The organism is Pseudomonas sp. HS6-2 (genome assembly GCF_049325675.2).
GTDB lineage: Bacteria > Pseudomonadota > Gammaproteobacteria > Pseudomonadales > Pseudomonadaceae > Aquipseudomonas > Aquipseudomonas putida_N.
The window spans coordinates 2382788-2402614 of the sequence record NZ_CM143906.1 but is presented as its reverse complement, the minus strand read 5'-3'; the positions used below and the strand labels follow the sequence as shown (position 1 = coordinate 2402614).

The window sequence follows — 19827 nt, the reverse complement described above, 5'->3', positions numbered from 1 at the left end:
CCGCCCCTACCGTTCAATGCCTCAAGCGCTCGCAGACACTGGCCGTGGCGCACGCACGCCCCACAACCAGTAACCCAGGGAGAGCAGGACCAACCAGCCAACCCCGACATACAGGGCGGTGCGGCTAGCCGGGAACCAGCCCAGCACGCCAAAGATGAACACCATGAACGCAATCGCGCAGGCTGGGCCCACCGGCCACAGCGGCACCCGATAATCCAGTGCCGCCGCCTCCTCCTCGCTCATGCCGCGACGCATCGCCACTTGCGACAGCAGGATCATCAACCAGACCCACACAATCGAGAACGTGACCACTGCCGCCAGCACCATGAACAAGTCTTCCGGCACCAGGTAGTTCAATATCACGCCCAACAGCAGCGCCACGCCCATGACCGCAACGGTCATCCACGGCACACCGAAACGCGACAGCGCTGCAAAGCCCGCAGGCGCCTGGCCGTTCTGCGCCATGCCATACATCATGCGCCCGGCGCTGAAGATATCGCTGTTGATCGCCGATACAGCCGCAGAAATCACCACGATGTTCAACACCGTTGCCGCTGAACTGATACCCAGGCCGCTGAAAATCTGCACGAACGGGCTACCGTGGCTGCCAATGCTGGTCCACGGGTAAATGGCCATGAGCACGAACAGGGTCAGGATGTAGAACAGCAGGATGCGCAGCGGCACCGAGTTGATGGCCTTCGGCAACACGCGCTTCGGGTCCCTGGCCTCGCCTGCGGTGATGCCGATCATCTCGACCCCGCCAAAGGCGAACATCACCACCGTGAACGAAGCGATCATCCCACCGATGCCATTAGGGAAGAACCCGCCATGGCTCCAGAGATTCGAGACGCTGGCCACAGTGCCTGCGTCGTTATTCAGCTGGATACCCATCAGCAGCACCGCCGCCCCTGCCACGATCATGGCAACGATAGCGGTCACCTTGAGCAACGACAGCCAGAACTCCATTTCCCCAAACACTTTCACGCTGCAAAGGTTCAGTGCCCCGATGAAGAACACGATCCCAAGCACCCAGATCCACGCGGGCGTGTCCGGGAACCACAGCCCCATGTAGACGCCAAAGGCCGTAACGTCTGCCAGGCACACCACCAGCATCGAGAACGCATAACTCCACCCTGTCAGAAAACCCAAGTAGCGCCCCAGGTACTGGCTGGCATAGTGGCCGAACGAACCGGACACCGGGTTATGCACCGCCATTTCGCCAAGGGCGCGCATCATTATGTAGATGGCCGCGCCCCCGATCAGGTAGGCCAGCAGCACCGAAGGCCCTGCCAGTTTTATCGCCGATGCCGAGCCATAAAACAGCCCCGTACCGATAGCAGAACCCAACGCCATGAAACGAATATGCCGGGTCGACAGCCCCCGCTTGAGCTGGTGTGAGGATTGAGCGTTCATAGATACCTTCTTGATCTTATTATCAGGTCCGCACAACGCAGATGCCGTGCGGTTTCATCAGGCACGCATCAGTTCAATCATCAAGCCCTTGGCCACAGCACCGGGAACAGTTCATGGTCCATCGGCGCACCGCTGGCCAGTTGCGTTTCGAGCCCGGGGAACTGTGGCGAAGTTTTCCACTGCCGCGGCGCGTGGGTAATGTCATCGCCCAGGAAGCGCACCGAGAAGGCACGACGCCGGCGATTGCCACCGACACCACCCGAGGCGTGCAAGGTCAGCATGTGGAAGAACACCGCATCGCCTGGGGAGAGTTCCCAGCCAAGGATGTTCCAGGCACTGCGATCGGCCTCGATATCCGGCAAGTCAGCCAGGCTGCCCTCCGGGAACCATTGCGCCTGGCTGTCGAGGAAACTGCGCGGCATCAGCCACGGCCCAAGGTGCGAGCCGCCGACAAACTCAAGGGTGGACTCCCGCGCAACAGGGTCGATGGGCATCCACATGCTGCAGTTCTGGCGCCCATCGATGTTGTAATAGGGCTGGTCCTGATGCCAGGGCGTGCGCTGGCGTGTGTTGGGCTCCTTGACCAGCAGGTGATCGTGATAAAGCCGGGCGGTTTCGCTATTCATCAGTTGAGCGGCAACGCTACCCACCCGGCTTTCCAGGATGAACTGGCGATAGGCCGAAATATCACGCCAGTTGCAGAAATCCTCGAAGAACCAACCCGGGTCATCCGGGCGGCTGGCCACTTTGGCGCGCTCGCTGGGAGTTTTCAGGTTCTGCTCGATGCCGGTTTCGAGCAGTGCAACTTCTTCCGGCGTGAACAGGTTACGCACACAAACGGCACCATCACGCTGGAACGCCTCGATGGTTTCATTATCCAGTTGAAATTCAGCGGACTGTTTCATGAAGCACCCTTTAGTCTTTTTATTCGGGCCGGCGCATACAAGTTGCCCTGTATTTCTTGCGCCAAGTAAAAAACAAGGCAACAAACTGGGTGCACCGCCTATTTCACTTAACGGGCGATCTGGTTTTTAACTGAAGTAAGCAAGGTGCAAGGCGAGTATTGCTTTTCGGCACCAATAGGAAAAGAATATATTTCCTAATTTTGAGTATAGGAAAACATGATAGGGTTCTCCTTCAGGCAGCTCGAGTACTTCGTCGCGGTGGCCGAACATGGCAGCATCAGCGCTGCAGCGAGAGCCCGGCACGTCTCACAGCCCTCGGTTTCGGTGGCGATCGCCCAACTTGAGGAAGCGCTGAACGAACGCCTTTTCCGCCGCCAGGTCAGCCGCGGCCTGGAGCTGACGTCAGCCGGCACGCGTTTGCTGGCCCAAGCCCGCGAAATCATCGGCATGGCCATCGCCATGAATCAAAAGGCCGACCCCACCCAAGGCACGCTGCGTGGCAACCTATCGCTGATCTGCTTTCAAGACCTGGGCCCTTACTACGCGCCGCGCCTGCTATCGAGCTTTCGCAAGCAGTACCCCGAAGTCGAGGTGACCCTGTTCGAGACCGACCTGGCAGGCGTACACCGCCACCTGAGTGCTGGCAAAGCCGAACTCGCGCTGACTTACGACATCGGCCTCGACCCCACGATGCCGCGCCAGGTACTGGCGGAGTTGAAACCCTACGCGCTGATCGCTGTCGACCATCGGCTGGCCCACCTGGCCGAGATACCACTGCATGAGCTGGCGCAAGAGTGCGTGATCCTGGAAGACATCGCCCAAACCCGTGAGTATTTTCTCTCACTGTTCTGGGCGCATAACCTGCAACCACGCACCCAGCAATATACCCAGACCTTCGAGATGCAAAGGGGCCTGGTCGCCCACGGCTACGGCGTAGCCCTGTCCTGCACCCGCCCTGCGGGGGACCACTGCTATGACGGCACGCCGCTGCTATGCCGGCCACTGCTGGAGGACGTATCACCGCAAAAAGTGGTGCTGGCGCAATCAGGCGCGATGCACCCATCCCCAGTAGCGGAGGCGTTCGAGGCCTGGGTCGCCCGCGAAATATCAGCCCAGGCAACCTGATCTCGCACATTCATCACTGCACTCAAAAGCGGCGCAGTCCCCCTGTGGGAGCGGCCTTGTGTCGCGAAAGGGCCGCAAAGCGGCCCCATTCACCGAACTCACAACATCAGTGGTCTACCCGCAAACACCACACACCCAGCACCATGCACCGCACCACTCTTCCCATCGGCCACGCGCCGCATTCACAAATTAGGTATCCTGCCCAACAGCCCACACCAAGGGGCCACCTAAAACAATAAATCATGCCTTTTCCCCAGGGAGCACAGCATGGAATTCTGGCCACTACGCCCCTCCACGACCGACTTTCGCCTGAGCATCGAGCAAACCGCCACCCTGCTCTCCCGCACCCGCGAAAGCCACGGCAAGCTGCTGGCCGCCGACATGCTGAAACTGGTCAGCGCCCAAGTTCCCTTGGCCCAGTGCACCATCTTCGCCTACAACCCCAACCGCAGCCCGCAAATAATCTCCTTCGCCGACCGCGCCCGGATGATTGAGCTGCCCAGAATCTCCAGCAACTATGCCGAACGCTTCTACAGCATGGACGGCAACCAACAGGCGATGACCGCGCGCCCTACTCTCTCGCCTACCGACCGCATCCTGGTGCAACGCCAAGGCATCGAAGACATTGCCCACCGAGACTACCGACGCATTTGCTACGAGCTACCGCAAATATCAGAACGCGTTGCGCTGCTGACCCATTGCGAGGGCAACCGTTGGCTGTCGGTGAATTTCTATCGGGGGCGTGAACATGGGCGATTTTCAGCCAACGAGATCAATGTCATCGAAACAGCGGCGCCGCTGATCGTACAAATCTCTCGGCTGCATTACCGCGCTTATCTCGAAGCCAATGAAATGCCGACGTTGCTCAGTGAGCGGGTTATCAGCCTGTATCCGGGACTGACACGGCGTGACCAGGAGCTGCTGCAATTGATGCTGGCTGGGTGTGAGGTTGAGGGCATCAGTGCGAGCATGGGCATACAGCTGTCGAGTGCGGCTACGTATATCAAGCGGCTGTATCGCAAGTTGGGGATTTCCGGGCAGCGTGAGTTGTTGGCGCTGGCTACTCAGCGTAAGTGGTCGAGTCAGGTTCACTGACTCTGATGGACGTTACAAGTTGTTACGGCGAACGGCTAAAAAATCAGATTTAACCCCTTTTCTGTAGGACGTTTCCCAAAGATACTCGCTCCGGCTGTTATTCGTTGCATACGCTAAAAGTGGACTCTAGTCTCGGCCTGTCGTTGCCATTCAACGACCGGGTTTAGCCGCCCGAACACGTCCGACACCACAGCCGTGCAATACCGAGTTATCGGCAGTTGCGCCTTTATGGCGGCTGTACGTGGGGCACCTTCGGGTGCGCCGGGTGCCTGACGTCCCGGTCGGCTAACCCGCGTACAGCTGCCACCCATTCGTTTAGCCGCGGTTGGTGGCTGCTCCATTACGACAGGAGCCACACCATGCTGAAGATCGTTCCCGATCCGCCCCACAATCTCCACTCCCTCGAAGACACGTTGATGATGGCGGCTGACTATGCACTTTGCGCGGAAGTCGTTGCCCAGCAGGCGATGTTGATGCAGCCCAAGTCACCGGTGTCCTTGTTGATCATGACGTCAATGCACGAGCTTGATTCGCTGCGGAAATTGCTCGAATCGGCGCTGGTTCAAATCCAGAAACCAGCCGATCCGCAGACGCTGCATTAATTCGCATCATGATTCTGCCTGGTCTGACGCTTTCGTCTTTGGGTTCCCAGCTTGCCAGCGATTGGGCCAGCCCAGGCAGCTACAAATTCAGGGAGATCAAACAATGGCCACCGAAGAAACCAAATTCACAGTCGGCAAAACCACCTTCTTCCAAGGTGAAAACCAGACCCATCCCCTCTTCCGCATCGAACCCGGCATACCCTGCCAAAACGCCCGCGAACAGGCCTCTGAACTGATGGGCTACGTCCGCGACCTGACCATCGACGGCCTGATGGAAGACAAACCCCAGCTGCTCTGGGCCTCGCACTACCTCAGCGCCCTGGCCAAGGCCCTGCTTGATGATGCCGAACTGGGCATGATGAAAGATTGAAATAACCCCTCCAGCAGCACCTGCACCGCCCACCCAGTGGGAGCCTCGCTTGCCGGCGATGGGCCGCAAAGCGGCCCCAACAACCTAAGCCCCTGCGCCCAACTCCAGGAGAACTCACTGCTGGGAGTCAGTCTGCGCTAAAGGCTCGAATACCCATCGCCCACGCACTATTCCTCTCAATTGATCGATGCTAAGAGTCATATCCCGCTTGCGGTGGACGACTGCATGACAGTTGGCGCACAACGTTACGAGATCAGTCTCAGGATCAACAGCTTTCTCACCACCAAACTCCGAAATCGGTACTACATGGTGAACGTGAATGAAGCCCTTCGCGTGTTCACCATAAGCCTGTTCAAAATCAAACCCACATCCTTTGCAGTCAAGGCCGTGGATAGCAATAGCCTTCATTCTCAGATCTTTTCGGCGCTCGTAGCGAGTTCCAAAGTAGCTAGATTTGCTGCCTTCATTGGCCGACTCGAAGGTGAATGGGTCGCTTTCCACATTCGGGACATCTGCTTCTGCTTGCGAAGGCTGGAGCTTCGCATGGCTTAAAATGCCATCGAAATCGGCTTGGGATATGGGCCGAACCCCGTCACGCCAATAGTTTTTTTCGCGGATGGCAGGGATGGTCTCTAGGTACGCCCCATCAATTTTCGAAGGGACAGCACCTTCAAACTGCGCGAAGTTCTCGATCAGCGCGTAAAGGTCCCCCTTACTACTATCAGTATCTGCGTAGACCTTACCGATGCGCGCCGTACCAAAATAGTGCGGATTAGCACTCAGCCGTGTCGGCGCTGATTGAAAACTGACCCACCCTGCCGATTGAAAAATGACCCAGGGCTGCTTGCCGATTTAGACCCCGGCAATTGTGGATAAGCCTAGCAGTCGACAGCGTCGTGAAAGTGCTGACCCTGCACTCAGCAAGGCCAGCCCAAAGAGGTCAAAACGGGTCGTCCTCCGATTCCTCGACATCCTGCCGTCTGCGCTCCCTCGCCTGGATCTTGGTCTTGGCCACCAAGGTGCTGTTTTGCAGGCGGTATGATTCATTCCCCGTCTCGACGATGTGGCAGTGGTGTGTCAATCGGTCGAGCAAGGCCGTGGTCATCTTGGCGTCGCCAAATACGCTCGACCACTCGGCGAAGCTGAGGTTGGTGGTGATGATCACGCTGGTGTGCTCGTAAAGCTTCGAAAGCAGGTGGAACAGCAGGGCTCCGCCGCTCTGACTGAAAGGTAGGTAGCCAAGCTCATCAAGGATTACCAGATCTGCACGCAGTAGTCCTCGGGCGATACGCCCTGTCTTGCCCTCATGTTTTTCACGCTCCAGCAGGTTGACCAGATCGACTGTGGAGTGAAAACGCACACGCTTGTTATGTTGGGTGATGCCGGCCACTGCCAAGGCAGTAGCGAGGTGCGTTTTACCGGTGCCAGGGCCACCGATGAACACCACATTTTGCGCTGTGTCGGTGAAGGCCAGAGTGGACAGTTCCCTGATCAATCGGACATCGGCGCTGGATACACCGAAGTCGAAGCCAGCCAGGTCACGGTGCATGGGCAGTTTCGCCATGCTCATCTGATGATGCACCGAGCGTACTGCTCGGTCGGCGTGCTCTTGATCAAGGAGATGCTCGATCAGCCATTTCGATGACGCAGTGGAAGATTCGCCTTGTGCGGCCAGCTCTGCCCAGGCATCGGCCATGCCGTGCAGGCGTAAGTCTTTGAGTTCCTCTGTGAGATCACGCATTGCGCACCTCCTCATCCGTGCTGCGCAACCGGTCATAGCGTGCGGTATTGGCAACAGGGGTAACGTTCAGTTGCAGGTTGGTTTCGACCGAGGGTGGTGCTTCACGAGCGGTCAGACGGGCCACGATGTTGAGGATGTGGTCAGCGCTCAGGCTGCCAGACTCCAAAACCAGCTCAACCGCTACGAGAACAGCATCCAGGCCAGCGATGGGCACGGCGGCCAAGACCTGGGTCATAACCCGGTCACCCTGTAGATTCCGCAGCAGCCCGCGCCTGAGCAGGCGTAGTGGCTTAGGCAGATCGGCAAACGGGGCACCATTGCGTAGGGCCCCCGGTTTGCGTTCAATGAGGGGGATGTAGTGTTGCCAGTCGTAGCTGACCTGATCGCGATCAAACAGGCGCTCATGGCTAGCAATCACACCCTCATCGGCAATCACGACGATTCGCGAGGGATAGAGCCGACTGCTGACCCACTGGCCAACACGCTCACAGGGTACTGAATAGCGGTTGCGAGCCACGTTGATCAGACAGGTGCTGGAAACGCGAACCGTGCGTTCTACATATCCGTCGAAAGGCGTCGGCATCGGCATCATTTCGACGCGCTCCAATTCCAAGACTTCTGCGACGGTAAGGCCGTTGTACTGCGGATGAATCAGCTCATGCCAGAGAGCCCGGCAGCGCTGGGCAAGCCAGGCATTCAACTCTTCGAAGCTATGGAAAGTATTGTCGCGGGCGGACAGCCAGATGCGGCGCCGACTGTCTTGGACATTCTTTTCGACGATACCTTTTTCCCAGCCGGACGCTACGTTGCAGAAGTCCGGGTCGAACAGGTAGTGCGAGCACATCACCATGAAGCGAGCATTGACCGTGCGGCCTTTACCCTTGGAGACCTTGTCGACCGCAGTTTTCATGTTGTCGTAGATGCCGCGACGCGGCACGCCACCTAAGGCGGCGAATGAGCGGGTATGGGCATCGAACAGCATTTCATGCCCTTGGCTGGGATAGGCCACTAGCCAGAAAGCTCGGCTGGCACATAGCTTCATGTGCGCGACCTGGACGCGCCTGAAAACACCGCCAACCAGCAGGCCTTCCTCGCTCCAATCGAACTGGAAGGCCTCGCCCAAGGCGAATGCCAACGGCACAAATGCCCGTACCGCCTTGCCTTGCTCTCCGCGCCAATGACGAACGAAGGCAGTGAGCTGGCTGTAGCCGCCGTCATAGCCTTCAGCGCGGATCATGGCCAGCAGCGCCTTGGCACTGCGACGATGTTGCTTGGCCCTTAAGGCATCAGCCCGCAGCGCTTGCTCCAACATCTCGTGAAAGGGACTGAGCTTGTTGAACACGGCTCGACGCTGATAAACCGGCTGTTTGGACTCCGGCGCTCTGACCCATTTTCGGATGGTGTTGCGCGACAGTCCGGTGCGCTTGGCTATCTCATGCAACGACAGCTTGTCGCGGAAATACATCCGCCGAATTTTGCCCATCATTTCCATGCTGATCACCCTGTGTTCTCCTGCTCAAAAATTGAGCAGGTGCAGTGGAACACCTGGGTCAGTTTTCAGTCAGCACAACGGGCGAAACTGGGTCAGTTTTCGGTCAGCGGCAACATTTCTGGGAACCGATTTGGGTTTGCGATTGGCATTGAGCAACTCATGCAAGTAGCTGACAAACTCACCGCCTGCATAGTCATCCTGATCTGCCTCGGTCAACAGCGCTGAGTGCCGATAATTGAGCCAAGTGATCACCGGCTGCCTGAGGCCGGCATCGCTAGAGAGCTCGGCGATCAGGCTGTCATCCAGCCAGACCTTGTAGCAGGCCACATACGCCATATCCTCGGCTTTCGACCAAGCGACATGAAACTCAACCGCCATGCGGTCGGTGTCTGCCGTCGGGCTGTCTACGGGCAAACAAAAATCCCCACCAACCAGATCCAAAATTTGGTTGTAGCTTGCGCCTATAGAGCCAGACTTATCCAAAGTGAACTTGAGGACCATGCGCTTGGAGAGATCCCGGCCATTGACCAGACTCTTGAACCCGCCAATATGCTTCTCACCCAGCGCATCAATACGCTGTGGGTCGCACTGCCCCTTCTCCAGCATCTGCTGGATATAGAACAGCGCCATCAGTACCGAGCTTTTACCCACGCTGTTGGGTCCGAACAGCAGAGTGACGGGCGCCAGCGCAATCGATTGGGTAGCCTGAAAGGAACGAAAGTTGGTGAGGGCGATTTCTGTAATTCGCATTTTTATGCCCTAGCTCGGCCTAAGGCCGGCAATGTCTTATTTGTAATTTTTAGATGGCAATGGCACCTGCCGATGCATGCACTCACGCAGCCTCTGCACGGCTCGCAGTCAGAGCAAACCGCTTTCGGCTGGTTCTCATGCCGCGCTGAGTTCAAGGGACCAACGCCAGCAGGCTCTCGACTAGCTCTTTAAGCTCTGAGCGCTGCTCAGCGCCCTCTTGGTACATTGAGCACTGGAGAATTTGGGCGGCATTCATCAGTGGCCAGAATCGATCTGAAACATCGTCCGGTTTCATGCCCACTGCGTTACCGATGATCTGCTTTGCATCGCAGGTATCCGTGAAATTAACCACAGCGCCAGCTTCGTGCCGAATCAAATCTGGACACAGGTAGTTTTCGATTTCGCGTTTACGGGTCGAGTAGAACGGCCGGCCAAGGCCCTCTACCTCCTGTTTTCGCTTGAGATTGGTCTTGTGCTGAAAGGGATCCCCGAGATCTGAGTCCAGGAAAACGCACCACGGCAGGCCAATTTCGTCGGCAAGCTGATGGGTAACCCAATGCTTCACGTTTCCACAGCCGCCAACGTGAATCGGGATAAGTCCCTGATCATCGAGATCGCGATCAATAACGTTTGCTGCCTTGAGGGTGCTAGCCGTGTGACGCAGGAAGGTGATATCGCTCTTGCCTTCCACCAGGATGATTCCCTTCGCCCGCTCCATACCCGTTTCGGGAAGTACGCCCAGGCTCTCGGCAGCCTCTTTGAGCACATCGTCATTGGGCATTTTGACGATGGGAATACCGTTCTCATCCTTAGTCACATAGCGGATACCGTCGATGGGCATAAGGCCGGCAAGGGCGGGAACGTGGGTGGTGACGATGATCTGCCGGTTGGGTTGGTTGGAAAGTTCTAGCAACGCCTTCATCAGCATCATCTGGTAGTTCGGGTGCTGGGAGGTCTCCGGCTCTTCGATGGCGTAAATCACATTGCGCTGGGAGCCTACTACCGCCTTCTCCGCCTCGGCTCGGAAGAAGTTGAGCAGGATCAAACGGCGCACGCCGCTGCCGCGTTTGTTGATGGGGATACCGTTCTCACCATCCAGAGTGAAGCTGAAGCTCCACTTGGGCTTTTCCTTGAAACGTGGGGTCAGCTCATTGGCCAGCTCGGGGGCCATTTCCCGCAACTTATCGAGGGTGCGGGCGGCGACATCGAGGACGCTGGCTTCGATCTGCTGCTCCAGCGCGCTGATCTGATCCTGCAGTGCAGCCTGAGCTTCCTTGACCGCCTGCTGTAGCGGGTTCTTAGCTTCGGCGTCACCATCGCTGCTTTCACGATCCGCCTTGAATAGGGCGAAGGTGGGCAGCTGGGCCTCGATCTTTTCCCAGATGGGTTTGTTGTCCGCCGAGATTCCTTTGCCGACTTCGAGCAGGGTTTCCTGGCAAACAATGGGTTGTACTGAAGCACGAATAGCCTGTCGCCACTGCGAAGCAACCCGCTGATCCGCCACCTGCTCTGCGATGCCGCGCTGTACGCCGAGCTTTTTCAAAGCATCCATCTTGAGGCTTAGCAGCCCAGCCAGCGCCTCATCCGTTGGGTGCTGGCAGCGGATGGCGGTACGCTCCAGCTTGCCGGTGCTGGCCTTGAAGGTTTTGACGATCTCCAACGCACCCTCAGCGTTGAGCAGGTATTCCTGTACCAAGGAAGTCTCGGCATTCTCATCCAGCACCAGTGCTTCAGGCAGGCCGTCAAACTCACAGGCAATCTCGAACTGCTCGACGCCCTCGGCCAGGCTGAAGCAGTTCATATCGCTCTTGTCGGCCTTGACGTCGCCGCTCTCGAAGAAGATCGCCAAGGCTTCGAGGATGGTCGATTTGCCATAGTCATTGCGGCCAACGATGCCGGTCATGGCTTCGTCGATGAGAATGACGGTGGTGGCACGGTAGCCACGGAAGTGTGTGAGCTTGACGGACTTGAGGCGCATGGGGATGTCCTTATCTACAGATGGCCAGAAAACGCTTTTTGGCTTAGCGATTCAAATAGACTGTCTCCCGCCTCCCTTGAAGAGGCAGATGCGTCGAGAGTTTCTTGAAGAGCCCAATAAATACGCTTGAATTTTCCCTGAAGCTCCATATTCGGAAAAAATGTATCTGTCTCTTCGAATTTCGACTTTGAAATATTCAACATTGAACCACTCGTACCAGTGGCCTGGGATGTCAACCTTTCTTTAAATCTTGGCTGCCAAAGTAGATAGTTAAGAAATTCTGGCAGAAGTTTATTTTGATCGGTTTCAACCAACCACAGCTTGTCTGGCAGAAAAACATCCTCTGCATCAGTCATAACAATACAACTTGCAGCCACCAGCTCCCTTGTATTTGCCCGACTAAACAAAAGATCCCCTCTTTTGGGGAATAAAAGTTTTTTCCCGTCAGGTATCTGGTCAATGGGGACGGCTTTATTTTCTTCTGGCTTGAAAACGCCACTTGTAACTGCACTAATTTTAAGAACGCCTTTCTCACCAGCGCCGCAAGGACGGTTTTCACCAGACGCGCTCCACCCCGAAGAAATTGACCTTATGCCGGCAGAGAGCGGTTTCACACTCCAACCCTTCGGATTGGTCACTGGGTCGCCGAACATGTCTAGGAACACGGCGCGGAGGAAGTCGTCGGCGAGCTGGCTAGATTGCTGGCGTTTGCGGCGAATGGCGTCGGCCTTGTCGAGGATGGCGGCGATGCGCTTTTGTTCGGGTAGGGGTGGTAGGGGAATCTCAGTTGATCTAATTAGCCCTTGGCTTATGTTTGGCTGCGCACCACCAATAGCACTCCTAAGAAAATCAGGAACCTTACTTAATAGGGCATAGTAAACATACTTGGTGTCTGCCTTAGATGCATCGGGAACAACATTGCACACAGCCTGATTAGTAGCTGCATCAATGCCAAGCAAAGCCATTCGCCCAACAGTTGCACCATACATAGCGACCAAGATGGCACCTTGAGAAACTATCTTGGCACTACTTTTCTTAATGGCCTCGCGCGAAATAAATTCAGTTGCCGAGGTAACAATGTTTTCCTTCAAGTCTCCTGATTTTATCCAGGGAATATCACCTTCATAATACTCAGGAATATCGCGAGATGGAGTACCCCCGCTGCCTGTTTGGCAGAAATCTGAAATCTTAACCAACGGCCAACTCACAGCATCACCTCCAGCTCATCCAGATCCGCCAGAATCTCCTGCTCCAGCCCTTTCAGCCGTCGCAGAATCACCTTCGGATCTTCGTACTGTTCCTGCTGATACTCCACTTCCTTGTAGCGATTGATGGAGAGGTCGTACTTGTTGGCGGCGATATCCTCGGCCGGCACGACAAAGGCCTTTTTGCGCTTGTCGCCGAACAGGGTGTTGATGGTGCTCGCGCTGATGTTGCCCTCGACCATCTGCCGGTACTTATGCCACTGGGCGATAGCATCGGGCAGATCGTTGCTGCCCTCGCCTTTCAGCTCGGTGCGCTTGTCGTCCAGCGAGTAACCGTCGGCCTGGAGGTCGTAAAACCACACGCGCTCGGTGGTGCCGCCCTTGGTGAAAATCAGGATGGCGGTGCTGACACCGGCGTAGGGTTTGAACACACCACTGGGCAGGCTGACGACGCCTTCCAACTGGTTGTTGTCGAGCAGCTCCTGGCGCAATTGCTGGTGGGCCTTGGACGAGCCGAACAGAACGCCGTCCGGCACGATCACCGCCGCACGGCCACCGAGCTTGAGCGAGCGGAGGATGTGGGCGACGAACAGCAGCTCGGTCTTCTTGGTTTTCACCAGGCCGAGTACGTCGGGGTTGGTGTTGGTTTCGTCCAGGCTGCCTTTGAACGGCGGGTTGGCCAGCACCACGTCGAAGAAGTCCTGCTCCTGACGCGGGTAGTGCTCCTTGATGGATTTGCTCAGGGAGTCCTGGTAGCGGATGTTCGCGCCGTTCACGCCGTGGAGCATCATGTTCATGCTGGAGACGCGCAGCATGGTGGTGTCGAAGTCGAAGCCCCAGAACATCTGGCTGTTGATGTGCTGGCGATAGGGTTCGAGCAGGTCACCGGAGTAATGCAGGTTGCCGTCTTCGTCGGTGAAGGTGCCCGCTTCGCTGGAGTGCACTCGGTTGAGGTACTCCATGGTGCGGGCGAGGAAGCCAGCGGTGCCGCAGGACGGGTCGCAGATGACCTCGGTGGGCTGTGGGGCGATCAGTTCGATCATCGCGTCGATGATATGGCGCGGCGTGCGGAACTGGCCGTTGATGCCGGCGGTGGTGAGCTTGCTCAGCAGGTATTCGTAGATATCGCCCTTTACGTCGCTCTGGGTCAGCGGCAGGTCGTTGACCATCTCCACGGCGGAGGTGAGCACGGACTCGTTCTTGATCTCCAGATCGGCGTCCTGCATGTATTCGCTGATATGGCCGAGGCCTTCGCGCTCACCGCCCTCACCGTCGGCACTGCCGAGTTGGGCGAAGAACGGATAGACCTTCTGTTTGAGGTGGCTGTGCAGCTCCTTGCCGCTCATGTTGCGGAAGTTCTTCCAGCGCAGCAGCTGGCCTTCCGGGGTATTGGGGAACAGGCGGGCAAAGTCCTTGCCGGTGCGGCTGGCTTTGCGCTCGGCCACGTCTTCCTGCATGTCGAGCATGCGGGCGAACATCAGGTAGCTGATCTGTTCGATCACAGTCAGCGGATTGGTGATTCCGCCAGTCCAGAATTTTTCCCAGAGCTTGTCGATATCGTTGCGGATTTTGCCGGTGAGCATTCGAGGTACTTCTCTCGTTAAAAATGGGGTCAGGCCTGCGGCAGCGCTTCGCTGTCGTTAGCGATGTGGTTCATGAGCGGTGGCAGCTCTGCGGTGGGCTCATCCGCCTCGTCGAGCGCCTCGACGATCAGGGAGAGTCGCTCGCTTTCGAAATCCATGTGGGTTGGCTCCAGCGCCGGCAGCGTCTTGCTGACCTTGGCCGACAGCTTGTTGAAGCGTTCCACTTTGCCGTACAGACCCTGCTTGCCAGCCAGTGCCTTGACGGTGTCGTTGTAGTGGTTGCTCACGGTATTGAGCGTGCCGCCTAGCTTGCCCAAGCGTTCGGCCACAAGGCAGACCTGGTTGTAGATCTCGCCGGCCTTCTCGCTGATCTCGCGCGCCTCGGCATTACTGCGCTCAATCATCCATAGGTTGGAAACGGTGCGCAGGATCGGGATCAGGGTGGTGTGGGAAACCAGGACGATGCCCTTCTTGTAGCCGTACTCGAACAGGTCCTTGTTGTGCTTCATGGCCTCGATGTAGGCCGGCTCAATAGGCATGAACATCAGCACGAAACTGGGGCTGCGCATCCCAACGAGGTTGGTGTAGTCCTTGGATGCGAGGTCATCGATGTGCCGGCGAACCGCTTTGACGTGCTCAGCCATGGCCTGCTGGGACTCACTTGTTGTCTCTGCCGAAACAGCACGGTCGTAGGCAACCAGTGAGACCTTGCTGTCGATGATGATGTGTTTGCCATCAGGCAGCTTGATCAGGTAATCGGTCTGCTTGCTCTTACCTTCGGCATCCTTGAAGGCGCTCTGCACTTCGTAGTGCGCCTCTTCGATCAGGCCGCTCATTTCCAGCGTGCGACGCAACTGCGCCTCGCCCCAAGCGCCGCGCTGCTGGGAGTCACCTTTGAGCGCCGAGGTCAGGTTGTTGGCCTCTTTGCTCATCTGCAGGCCGATTTCCAGCACCTTCTTGATTTCAGAGTTGAGGCTGGTATTGCCCTGCAGGGACGCATCGTGAACTTCGTTGATGCGCTTCTGGAAGCCTTCGATCTGTTCGCGGAACGGCTTAAGCATGCCGTCGATACTGGTCTGACTGGTCTGGGTGAAGGTCTTGCCCTTCTCCTCGAAAATCTTATTGGCCAGGTTCTCGAATTCCTGAGTCAGCGACTTACGCGCATCAGCCAGTTGCGTCATCTGCTCTTGGAAGTGGTCCTCGCGCTGACTCAGGGTGGTTTTGAGCTCGGTGTGGTCCGCGTTGAGCTGCTGCAGGCGTTCCTGCAGCTCGCTGAAAGACTGCACTTGCTTGACCAGCGCTTGCTTGGTTTCTGCCAGCTGCTCGCGCACTTCGCGCTCAGCGGTTTCCAGAGCCTTAGCCCGCTTACCTTCGCTGGCCAGCTCATCCTTTAGTGATTCACGCTCAGCCTGCAGTTGAAGACCTGCAGCTTGAGCCTTGGCAAGTCGATCATTTAGATCAGCCACTAATTCCTCACGCTTTTCCAAGGCAGTCTTAAGCTCTGCATGAGCATTACTCAGCGGCCCATAACGATCCTGTAGCTCGGCGCGAGACTGTGTCTGCTCAGCAAGTTTCTGCTTGGTTTCGTTGAGCTGCTCACGCGCCTCACGCACTTCTGATGCGGCCACCTGGGCATTGGCATCCAGGCTAGCCAGCTCGTTTTTGAGGCCGTCACGCTCGCGTTGCAGCGAGGTGATGGTGGTTTGCGCCGTATTCAGACGATCACGCAGGTCGGTGACTTGCTCCTGATGCGCTCGCCCTTCAGCTTGAGCCGTTTCCAGAAGCTTGGCGGTTTCGTTATGCCGCCGGTTGGCGTCCTCCAGTTTTAGCTCTTGGGCTGCCTTTACGTCCTTGCTCTCTTGCTGCTCTTGGTTCAGCCGCGCCACGTTGTCGAAGGCTGCCTGCAGCTTGGCTTTCAGTGAGCTTTCTTCGATTTGAAGCGCCTGACCGCGTGCCTCTGCTGCCTTCAATTGCTCACTCAGCGCCGTGCTGGCGGCCACTGCTGAGGCCTGTGCCTCTTGCGCCTGCTCAAGCTGCGCAGTGAGCCGGCTGAGCTGCCGTCCCTGACGCAGGGCTGCGACAACGTAGCCAAACACCACGCTGATTAGAGCGGCGATCGCGCAGATTACGATGATTTCGGTAGTCCATTGACTGGCTTGCATGTGCACTCCTAGTGACTGGTAGGCGGGGTTTCCCCACGCAAGAAGGGCTTGAGCACGGCCACCAGCTCACCCACGTCGGCTGGGGTAAACACACCGTCGATACCTTCGTGGGAAATACTGGAGAACGGTGCGTCGTAGAGCTTTTCGATGACGATGCTGCCGTGCTGGGCAATGTAGTTTTTGAGCAGGTTCATGAAGCTCACCTGCCGGGCCGTGAGTCCTGGATGGTTATGCAGGAAGCTGGCGAAGTGCTGCTCGATGGCTTGTGCGTCCAGCCCGATTAGCTCGCGCACGGTCAGCTGCAGCTCATTGGCAGTACGGCCATAGAACTCGTTGAGCACCTGCAGGCTAACGCCGGGGTGGGTGGTGAGGATGGTCGAGGTGAGCGAGTTCAGCTCCTGCTCGGCAATCGGCTCACCCTTGTGGATTTTCTGCAGGGTCGGGTTGGCAGCCAGCATGTCGTCGAGGATGCCCTTCAGGCGGCGCCGGTAGATCATTGCCTCGTTGGCGCCGGCAATGGTGACCTTGCGCTCATTAACCTCTACGCCGGTATCACGGGTACCTGTGCTGGGCATGGCATAACCGTCGGTGCCACCGGTTTGGCGGTATTTCATGATGCCGCGCAGCTCCTGCCGAGCCCGCTCCAGTTTGCCCACGTCGGAATTGAGCCAGAAGTCCGCGCTGCGCACCTCGGCAATCAAGGTATCCTTCTGACGCACGGCCTGGATATTGATGGCGAGCTTGTCGATCTCTTCCAACAAAGTGATCTTGCCATCCTCGAAACAGCTGGCCTGCTCCACCAGGCAGCGCTCGATACCGGCGATGAGTTTGTCGAGCGCGGTGGCATGTTTGTCGCGCAGGACACGAGCGGACATCAGAGGAGCGATGGTGGTCGCCAGCAGGTGCTGGGTCCTGGCGTCGAACTTCTGCAGTTGGTCGCCCTGCTGTAACTGGTGCACGGCACGCAGCTCGCGTTTGACGGCCACGCTGCTCTCCGGCAGATCGTTGATGTCGGCACGCAGCAGTTCGATGGCGGCATCGAAGGCTGCGGCATGGTTGTGCCTGAGTGCCGCCTGCGCCAGCTCCAGACGTGCTTCGAAGGTGGTCTGCAGGAGCGACTTGCCCCCCTGGTCTTCTGGCTCTTCGTACTCCTGCTCGAAGAAGTCGAAGTTGCCGTAGTGATCGAAGATGAGGAACTCGGTCTTGTGCTTGCCCTGACCAAACAGGTTGGGGCGCAGGCGTGTGCCGCGCCCGATCATCTGCCAGAACTTCACCCAGGATTTGACCGGTTTGGCGAAGACCAGGTTGGCCACTTCGGGCACGTCGATACCGGTATCAAGCATGTCCACCGAGATGGCGATGCGGAACTCATTGCCCGGCTTTTTGAATTCCTTGATCAGGGTATCCACGTGCGGAATGGCGTTGTGGATGACCTTGCAGACCTTGCTGCCGTACTGGGGGTAGAGCTTGCAGAAGAGCGCCTCCAGATGCTCGGCATGGTCCTGACGCTGGGCGAACACGATGGTCTTGCCGACCAGTGAGCCTGTCTCGTCCTTGATGCCGTTGTTGATCAGGTTTTCCAGGATGATGCGGTCGGTGTCTTCGCTGAAGATCTTGCGACCGATGTCCTTGCCAGCGATGGTGGTGCGCTTGGCCTCCTCCTCGCCGAGGTCTTCTTCGAGCTGACGCTGCTGTTCTTCGCTCAGGTCGTTGTAGTGAATGCCATCACGCAGGAAGTCGGTGGTGAGGTCTTTGACACGGAACGGCACCAGGTAAGGAGGATCGTTGTTGATGGCGGCATCGAGGCCGAACTCGAAGGTCGGGTCGGTGGTCTCGCAGTCGAACATGTCGAAGGTGTTGCGGCTGATGAACTTCACCGGGGTCGCAGTGAGACCTACCTGTAGCGCATCGAAGTAGTCGAACAGGTCGCGGTACTTGTTGTAGATACTGCGGTGACTTTCGTCGGCAATGATCAGGTCGAAGAAACCCACATCCAGCTGGGCGAAGCGATTCATCATGCCCGGGTAGGTGGCGATGTAGATGCGTGCGGTCTGATCAACCTTATTGGTTTCCCCAATCACGCAACGCGGCTCGCTGGGCAGGTTCTGCTTGAAGGCATCATCGGCCTGCACGCGCAGCTCTTTGCGGTCACACAGAAACAGCACACGCTTGGCCCAACCGGTGCGCAGCAGCAGCTCGGCCAAGGCGATTGCCACACGGGTCTTGCCCGTGCCGGTGGCCTGGATGATCAGCGCACGGCGACGTTGCTGCTGGAAGTGCGCAGCAACCGTTTTGATCGCTTCGATCTGATAGGGACGGTCAGCGATGTTCAGATCAGGGTTATGACGCTCCAGCTCCGCTCTGCGGTATTGGCGCTGGTAGATCAGGTATTCGAGGCTGTCCTTGCTGTAGAGGCCATACACCGGGCGGTAGGTGTTGTACTGCGCGTCGTCCCAGATGAAGGTTTCGTAGCCGTTGCTGTAGAAAATCACCGGGCGCTGCATGCCCATGCGCTCAAAGCCATCGGCATACATGCGGGCTTGCTCGCGTCCGGCCTGCAGGCTGACATTGCCGGATTTCTTGGCCTCGATCACGGCCAGCGGCTGACCGTTGTCGCCCCATAGCACGTAGTCCGCACGGCCCTTGCCGGAAACGTTATCGGGAAAGTCGACTTCCACTTCCTGGCCGACCTGCGAGGGGTTGCTGATATCCCAGCCCGCCTGCACCAGCATGGCGTCGATCAACAGGGCGCGGGTCTTGGCCTCGCTCCACTGCAGGCTGTCGGCTACCTTCTGGCTCTGCTGCTGACGCTTCTGCTGGTCAGGCTTGGCAGGCGGTTCCAGCTTGTCGAGATGGCGTGTGCGTTCCTGCTCCAGCTTCTCCATGACGCGCTGCAGCTCTTCCTGCTGCTTATGCAGTTCTTTCTCGTAGCTGGAAACGGATTGCTGAAGCTGGTTGAGCGCAGCGGTTGGATCCTTAACTTCCTCGAATACCGGCAGTGCGGCCTGAGCCACACCGTAGTATTTAACGGCCATGTACTTGGCCAACTCATGAGCCGAGTTCAAGGCCAGCTTGGCGTTGCGCACATCACCCTCACCGCCGTGGGCAGTGTCGTTACCCTGGATACGCAGGAAGTTGATCTGATAGACCAGTGACTTGCTGACGCAGTCAGTAAACACCGGGCTCTTCACCAGGTCGTAGAAGGTTGACTGCGGCATGCGCGGCAGCAGCTCTTCCTTGTAGATGGCTTTGGTCAGCTCTTCGGCGAAGCTGCGCAGACGAGTGAGGGCACTGCCCGGATCGATATGCAGAACGGCTTCGGCGAGGCCGGCGAGGTTCGCCAGCAGTTCATTGCCGGAGCGGAGAAACTCGAAGTTGACTGATTTCATGTAGGCGATTCTGTCCA

At 57.5% G+C, this 19827-nt stretch carries 14 protein-coding genes and 1 pseudogene; 4 read left to right on the top strand and 11 right to left on the bottom strand.

Features of this window, described 5'->3' with window-relative positions:
• Positions 1-21: 21 nt before the first annotated feature.
• Entirely contained in the window at positions 22-1413 is a 1392-nt protein-coding gene (locus ACOKS3_RS11265) for an amino acid permease (protein WP_422764235.1), read from the bottom strand.
• 80 nt (positions 1414-1493) lie between these two features.
• Positions 1494-2318, bottom strand: a complete 825-nt coding sequence (locus ACOKS3_RS11260) for a phytanoyl-CoA dioxygenase family protein (protein WP_400724672.1) — start codon at positions 2316-2318, stop codon at positions 1494-1496.
• A gap of 216 nt (positions 2319-2534) precedes the next feature.
• Here ACOKS3_RS11260 and ACOKS3_RS11255 point away from each other — a divergent pair, with 216 nt between their 5' ends.
• The 4 genes from ACOKS3_RS11255 (at position 2535) to ACOKS3_RS11240 (ending at position 5510) form a co-directional block, all read left to right on the top strand.
• Complete coding sequence (locus tag ACOKS3_RS11255) at positions 2535-3443, top strand: LysR substrate-binding domain-containing protein (RefSeq protein ID WP_422764236.1); 909 nt, start codon at positions 2535-2537, stop codon at positions 3441-3443.
• 267 nt (positions 3444-3710) lie between these two features.
• Positions 3711-4538, top strand: a complete 828-nt coding sequence (locus ACOKS3_RS11250) for a helix-turn-helix transcriptional regulator (protein ID WP_422764237.1) — start codon at positions 3711-3713, stop codon at positions 4536-4538.
• Between the two features lie 359 nt (positions 4539-4897).
• A complete protein-coding gene (locus tag ACOKS3_RS11245; protein ID WP_422764238.1) occupies positions 4898-5140 on the top strand; it encodes a hypothetical protein in 243 nt (80 codons plus the stop codon).
• Between the two features lie 103 nt (positions 5141-5243).
• On the top strand, positions 5244-5510 hold the full coding sequence (locus ACOKS3_RS11240; RefSeq protein ID WP_422764239.1) for a DUF3077 domain-containing protein: 267 nt from the start codon (positions 5244-5246) through the stop codon (positions 5508-5510).
• A 114-nt stretch (positions 5511-5624) separates the two neighbouring features.
• On the opposite strand, the pseudogene ACOKS3_RS11235 reads toward ACOKS3_RS11240, so the two are convergent.
• The 9 genes and pseudogenes from ACOKS3_RS11235 to ACOKS3_RS11195 all read right to left on the bottom strand — a co-directional run.
• Positions 5625-6305 (bottom strand): annotated as a pseudogene (locus ACOKS3_RS11235) (HNH endonuclease); the annotation flags it as partial.
• 145 nt (positions 6306-6450) lie between these two features.
• Positions 6451-7251 (bottom strand): IS21-like element helper ATPase IstB, encoded by an 801-nt coding sequence (gene istB / locus ACOKS3_RS11230; protein ID WP_013970780.1) that lies wholly within the window; start codon positions 7249-7251, stop codon positions 6451-6453.
• A complete protein-coding gene (istA, locus tag ACOKS3_RS11225) occupies positions 7244-8743 on the bottom strand; it encodes an IS21 family transposase (RefSeq protein WP_169725187.1) in 1500 nt (499 codons plus the stop codon). Before istA ends, istB begins: the two co-directional genes overlap by 8 nt.
• A 69-nt stretch (positions 8744-8812) precedes the next feature.
• On the bottom strand, positions 8813-9493 hold the full coding sequence (locus tag ACOKS3_RS11220) for an AAA family ATPase (protein ID WP_463581483.1): 681 nt from the start codon (positions 9491-9493) through the stop codon (positions 8813-8815).
• Positions 9494-9644: 151 nt separating this feature from the next.
• Entirely contained in the window at positions 9645-11471 is a 1827-nt protein-coding gene (locus ACOKS3_RS11215; protein WP_422764582.1) for an AAA family ATPase, read from the bottom strand.
• A gap of 14 nt (positions 11472-11485) precedes the next feature.
• The gene (locus ACOKS3_RS11210; RefSeq protein WP_102082553.1) at positions 11486-12679 is read right to left on the bottom strand and encodes a restriction endonuclease subunit S; all 1194 of its coding nucleotides are present in this window, start codon (positions 12677-12679) and stop codon (positions 11486-11488) included.
• Entirely contained in the window at positions 12676-14259 is a 1584-nt protein-coding gene (locus tag ACOKS3_RS11205) for a type I restriction-modification system subunit M (protein WP_102082554.1), read from the bottom strand. The genes ACOKS3_RS11210 and ACOKS3_RS11205 overlap by 4 nt, the downstream gene beginning before the upstream one ends.
• Before the next feature lie 29 nt (positions 14260-14288).
• Positions 14289-16421: a DNA recombination protein RmuC gene (locus ACOKS3_RS11200; protein WP_241502472.1), complete on the bottom strand. Its 2133-nt coding sequence runs from the start codon at positions 16419-16421 to the stop codon at positions 14289-14291.
• Between the two features lie 8 nt (positions 16422-16429).
• Positions 16430-19810 carry a type I restriction endonuclease subunit R gene (locus ACOKS3_RS11195; protein ID WP_102082580.1) on the bottom strand — a complete coding sequence of 1127 codons (3381 nt, stop codon included), beginning with the start codon at positions 19808-19810 and terminating at the stop codon, positions 16430-16432.
• Positions 19811-19827: the final 17 nt, after the last annotated feature.

What these genes read in the sequence shown, in the direction of transcription:
- ACOKS3_RS11220 (WP_463581483.1), bottom strand. Translation starts at nt 9,493, where the DNA reads ATGCGAATTACAGAAATCGCCCTCACCAACTTTCGTTCCTTTCAGGCT.
- ACOKS3_RS11240 (WP_422764239.1), top strand. Translation starts at nt 5,244, where the DNA reads ATGGCCACCGAAGAAACCAAATTCACAGTCGGCAAAACCACCTTCTTC.
- istA (WP_169725187.1), bottom strand. Translation starts at nt 8,743, where the DNA reads ATGGAAATGATGGGCAAAATTCGGCGGATGTATTTCCGCGACAAGCTG.
- ACOKS3_RS11245 (WP_422764238.1), top strand. Translation starts at nt 4,898, where the DNA reads ATGCTGAAGATCGTTCCCGATCCGCCCCACAATCTCCACTCCCTCGAA.
- ACOKS3_RS11260 (WP_400724672.1), bottom strand. Translation starts at nt 2,318, where the DNA reads ATGAAACAGTCCGCTGAATTTCAACTGGATAATGAAACCATCGAGGCG.
- ACOKS3_RS11250 (WP_422764237.1), top strand. Translation starts at nt 3,711, where the DNA reads ATGGAATTCTGGCCACTACGCCCCTCCACGACCGACTTTCGCCTGAGC.
- ACOKS3_RS11265 (WP_422764235.1), bottom strand. Translation starts at nt 1,413, where the DNA reads ATGAACGCTCAATCCTCACACCAGCTCAAGCGGGGGCTGTCGACCCGG.
- ACOKS3_RS11205 (WP_102082554.1), bottom strand. Translation starts at nt 14,259, where the DNA reads ATGCTCACCGGCAAAATCCGCAACGATATCGACAAGCTCTGGGAAAAA.
- ACOKS3_RS11195 (WP_102082580.1), bottom strand. Translation starts at nt 19,810, where the DNA reads ATGAAATCAGTCAACTTCGAGTTTCTCCGCTCCGGCAATGAACTGCTG.
- istB (WP_013970780.1), bottom strand. Translation starts at nt 7,251, where the DNA reads ATGCGTGATCTCACAGAGGAACTCAAAGACTTACGCCTGCACGGCATG.
- ACOKS3_RS11200 (WP_241502472.1), bottom strand. Translation starts at nt 16,421, where the DNA reads ATGCAAGCCAGTCAATGGACTACCGAAATCATCGTAATCTGCGCGATC.
- ACOKS3_RS11255 (WP_422764236.1), top strand. Translation starts at nt 2,535, where the DNA reads ATGATAGGGTTCTCCTTCAGGCAGCTCGAGTACTTCGTCGCGGTGGCC.
- ACOKS3_RS11215 (WP_422764582.1), bottom strand. Translation starts at nt 11,471, where the DNA reads ATGCGCCTCAAGTCCGTCAAGCTCACACACTTCCGTGGCTACCGTGCC.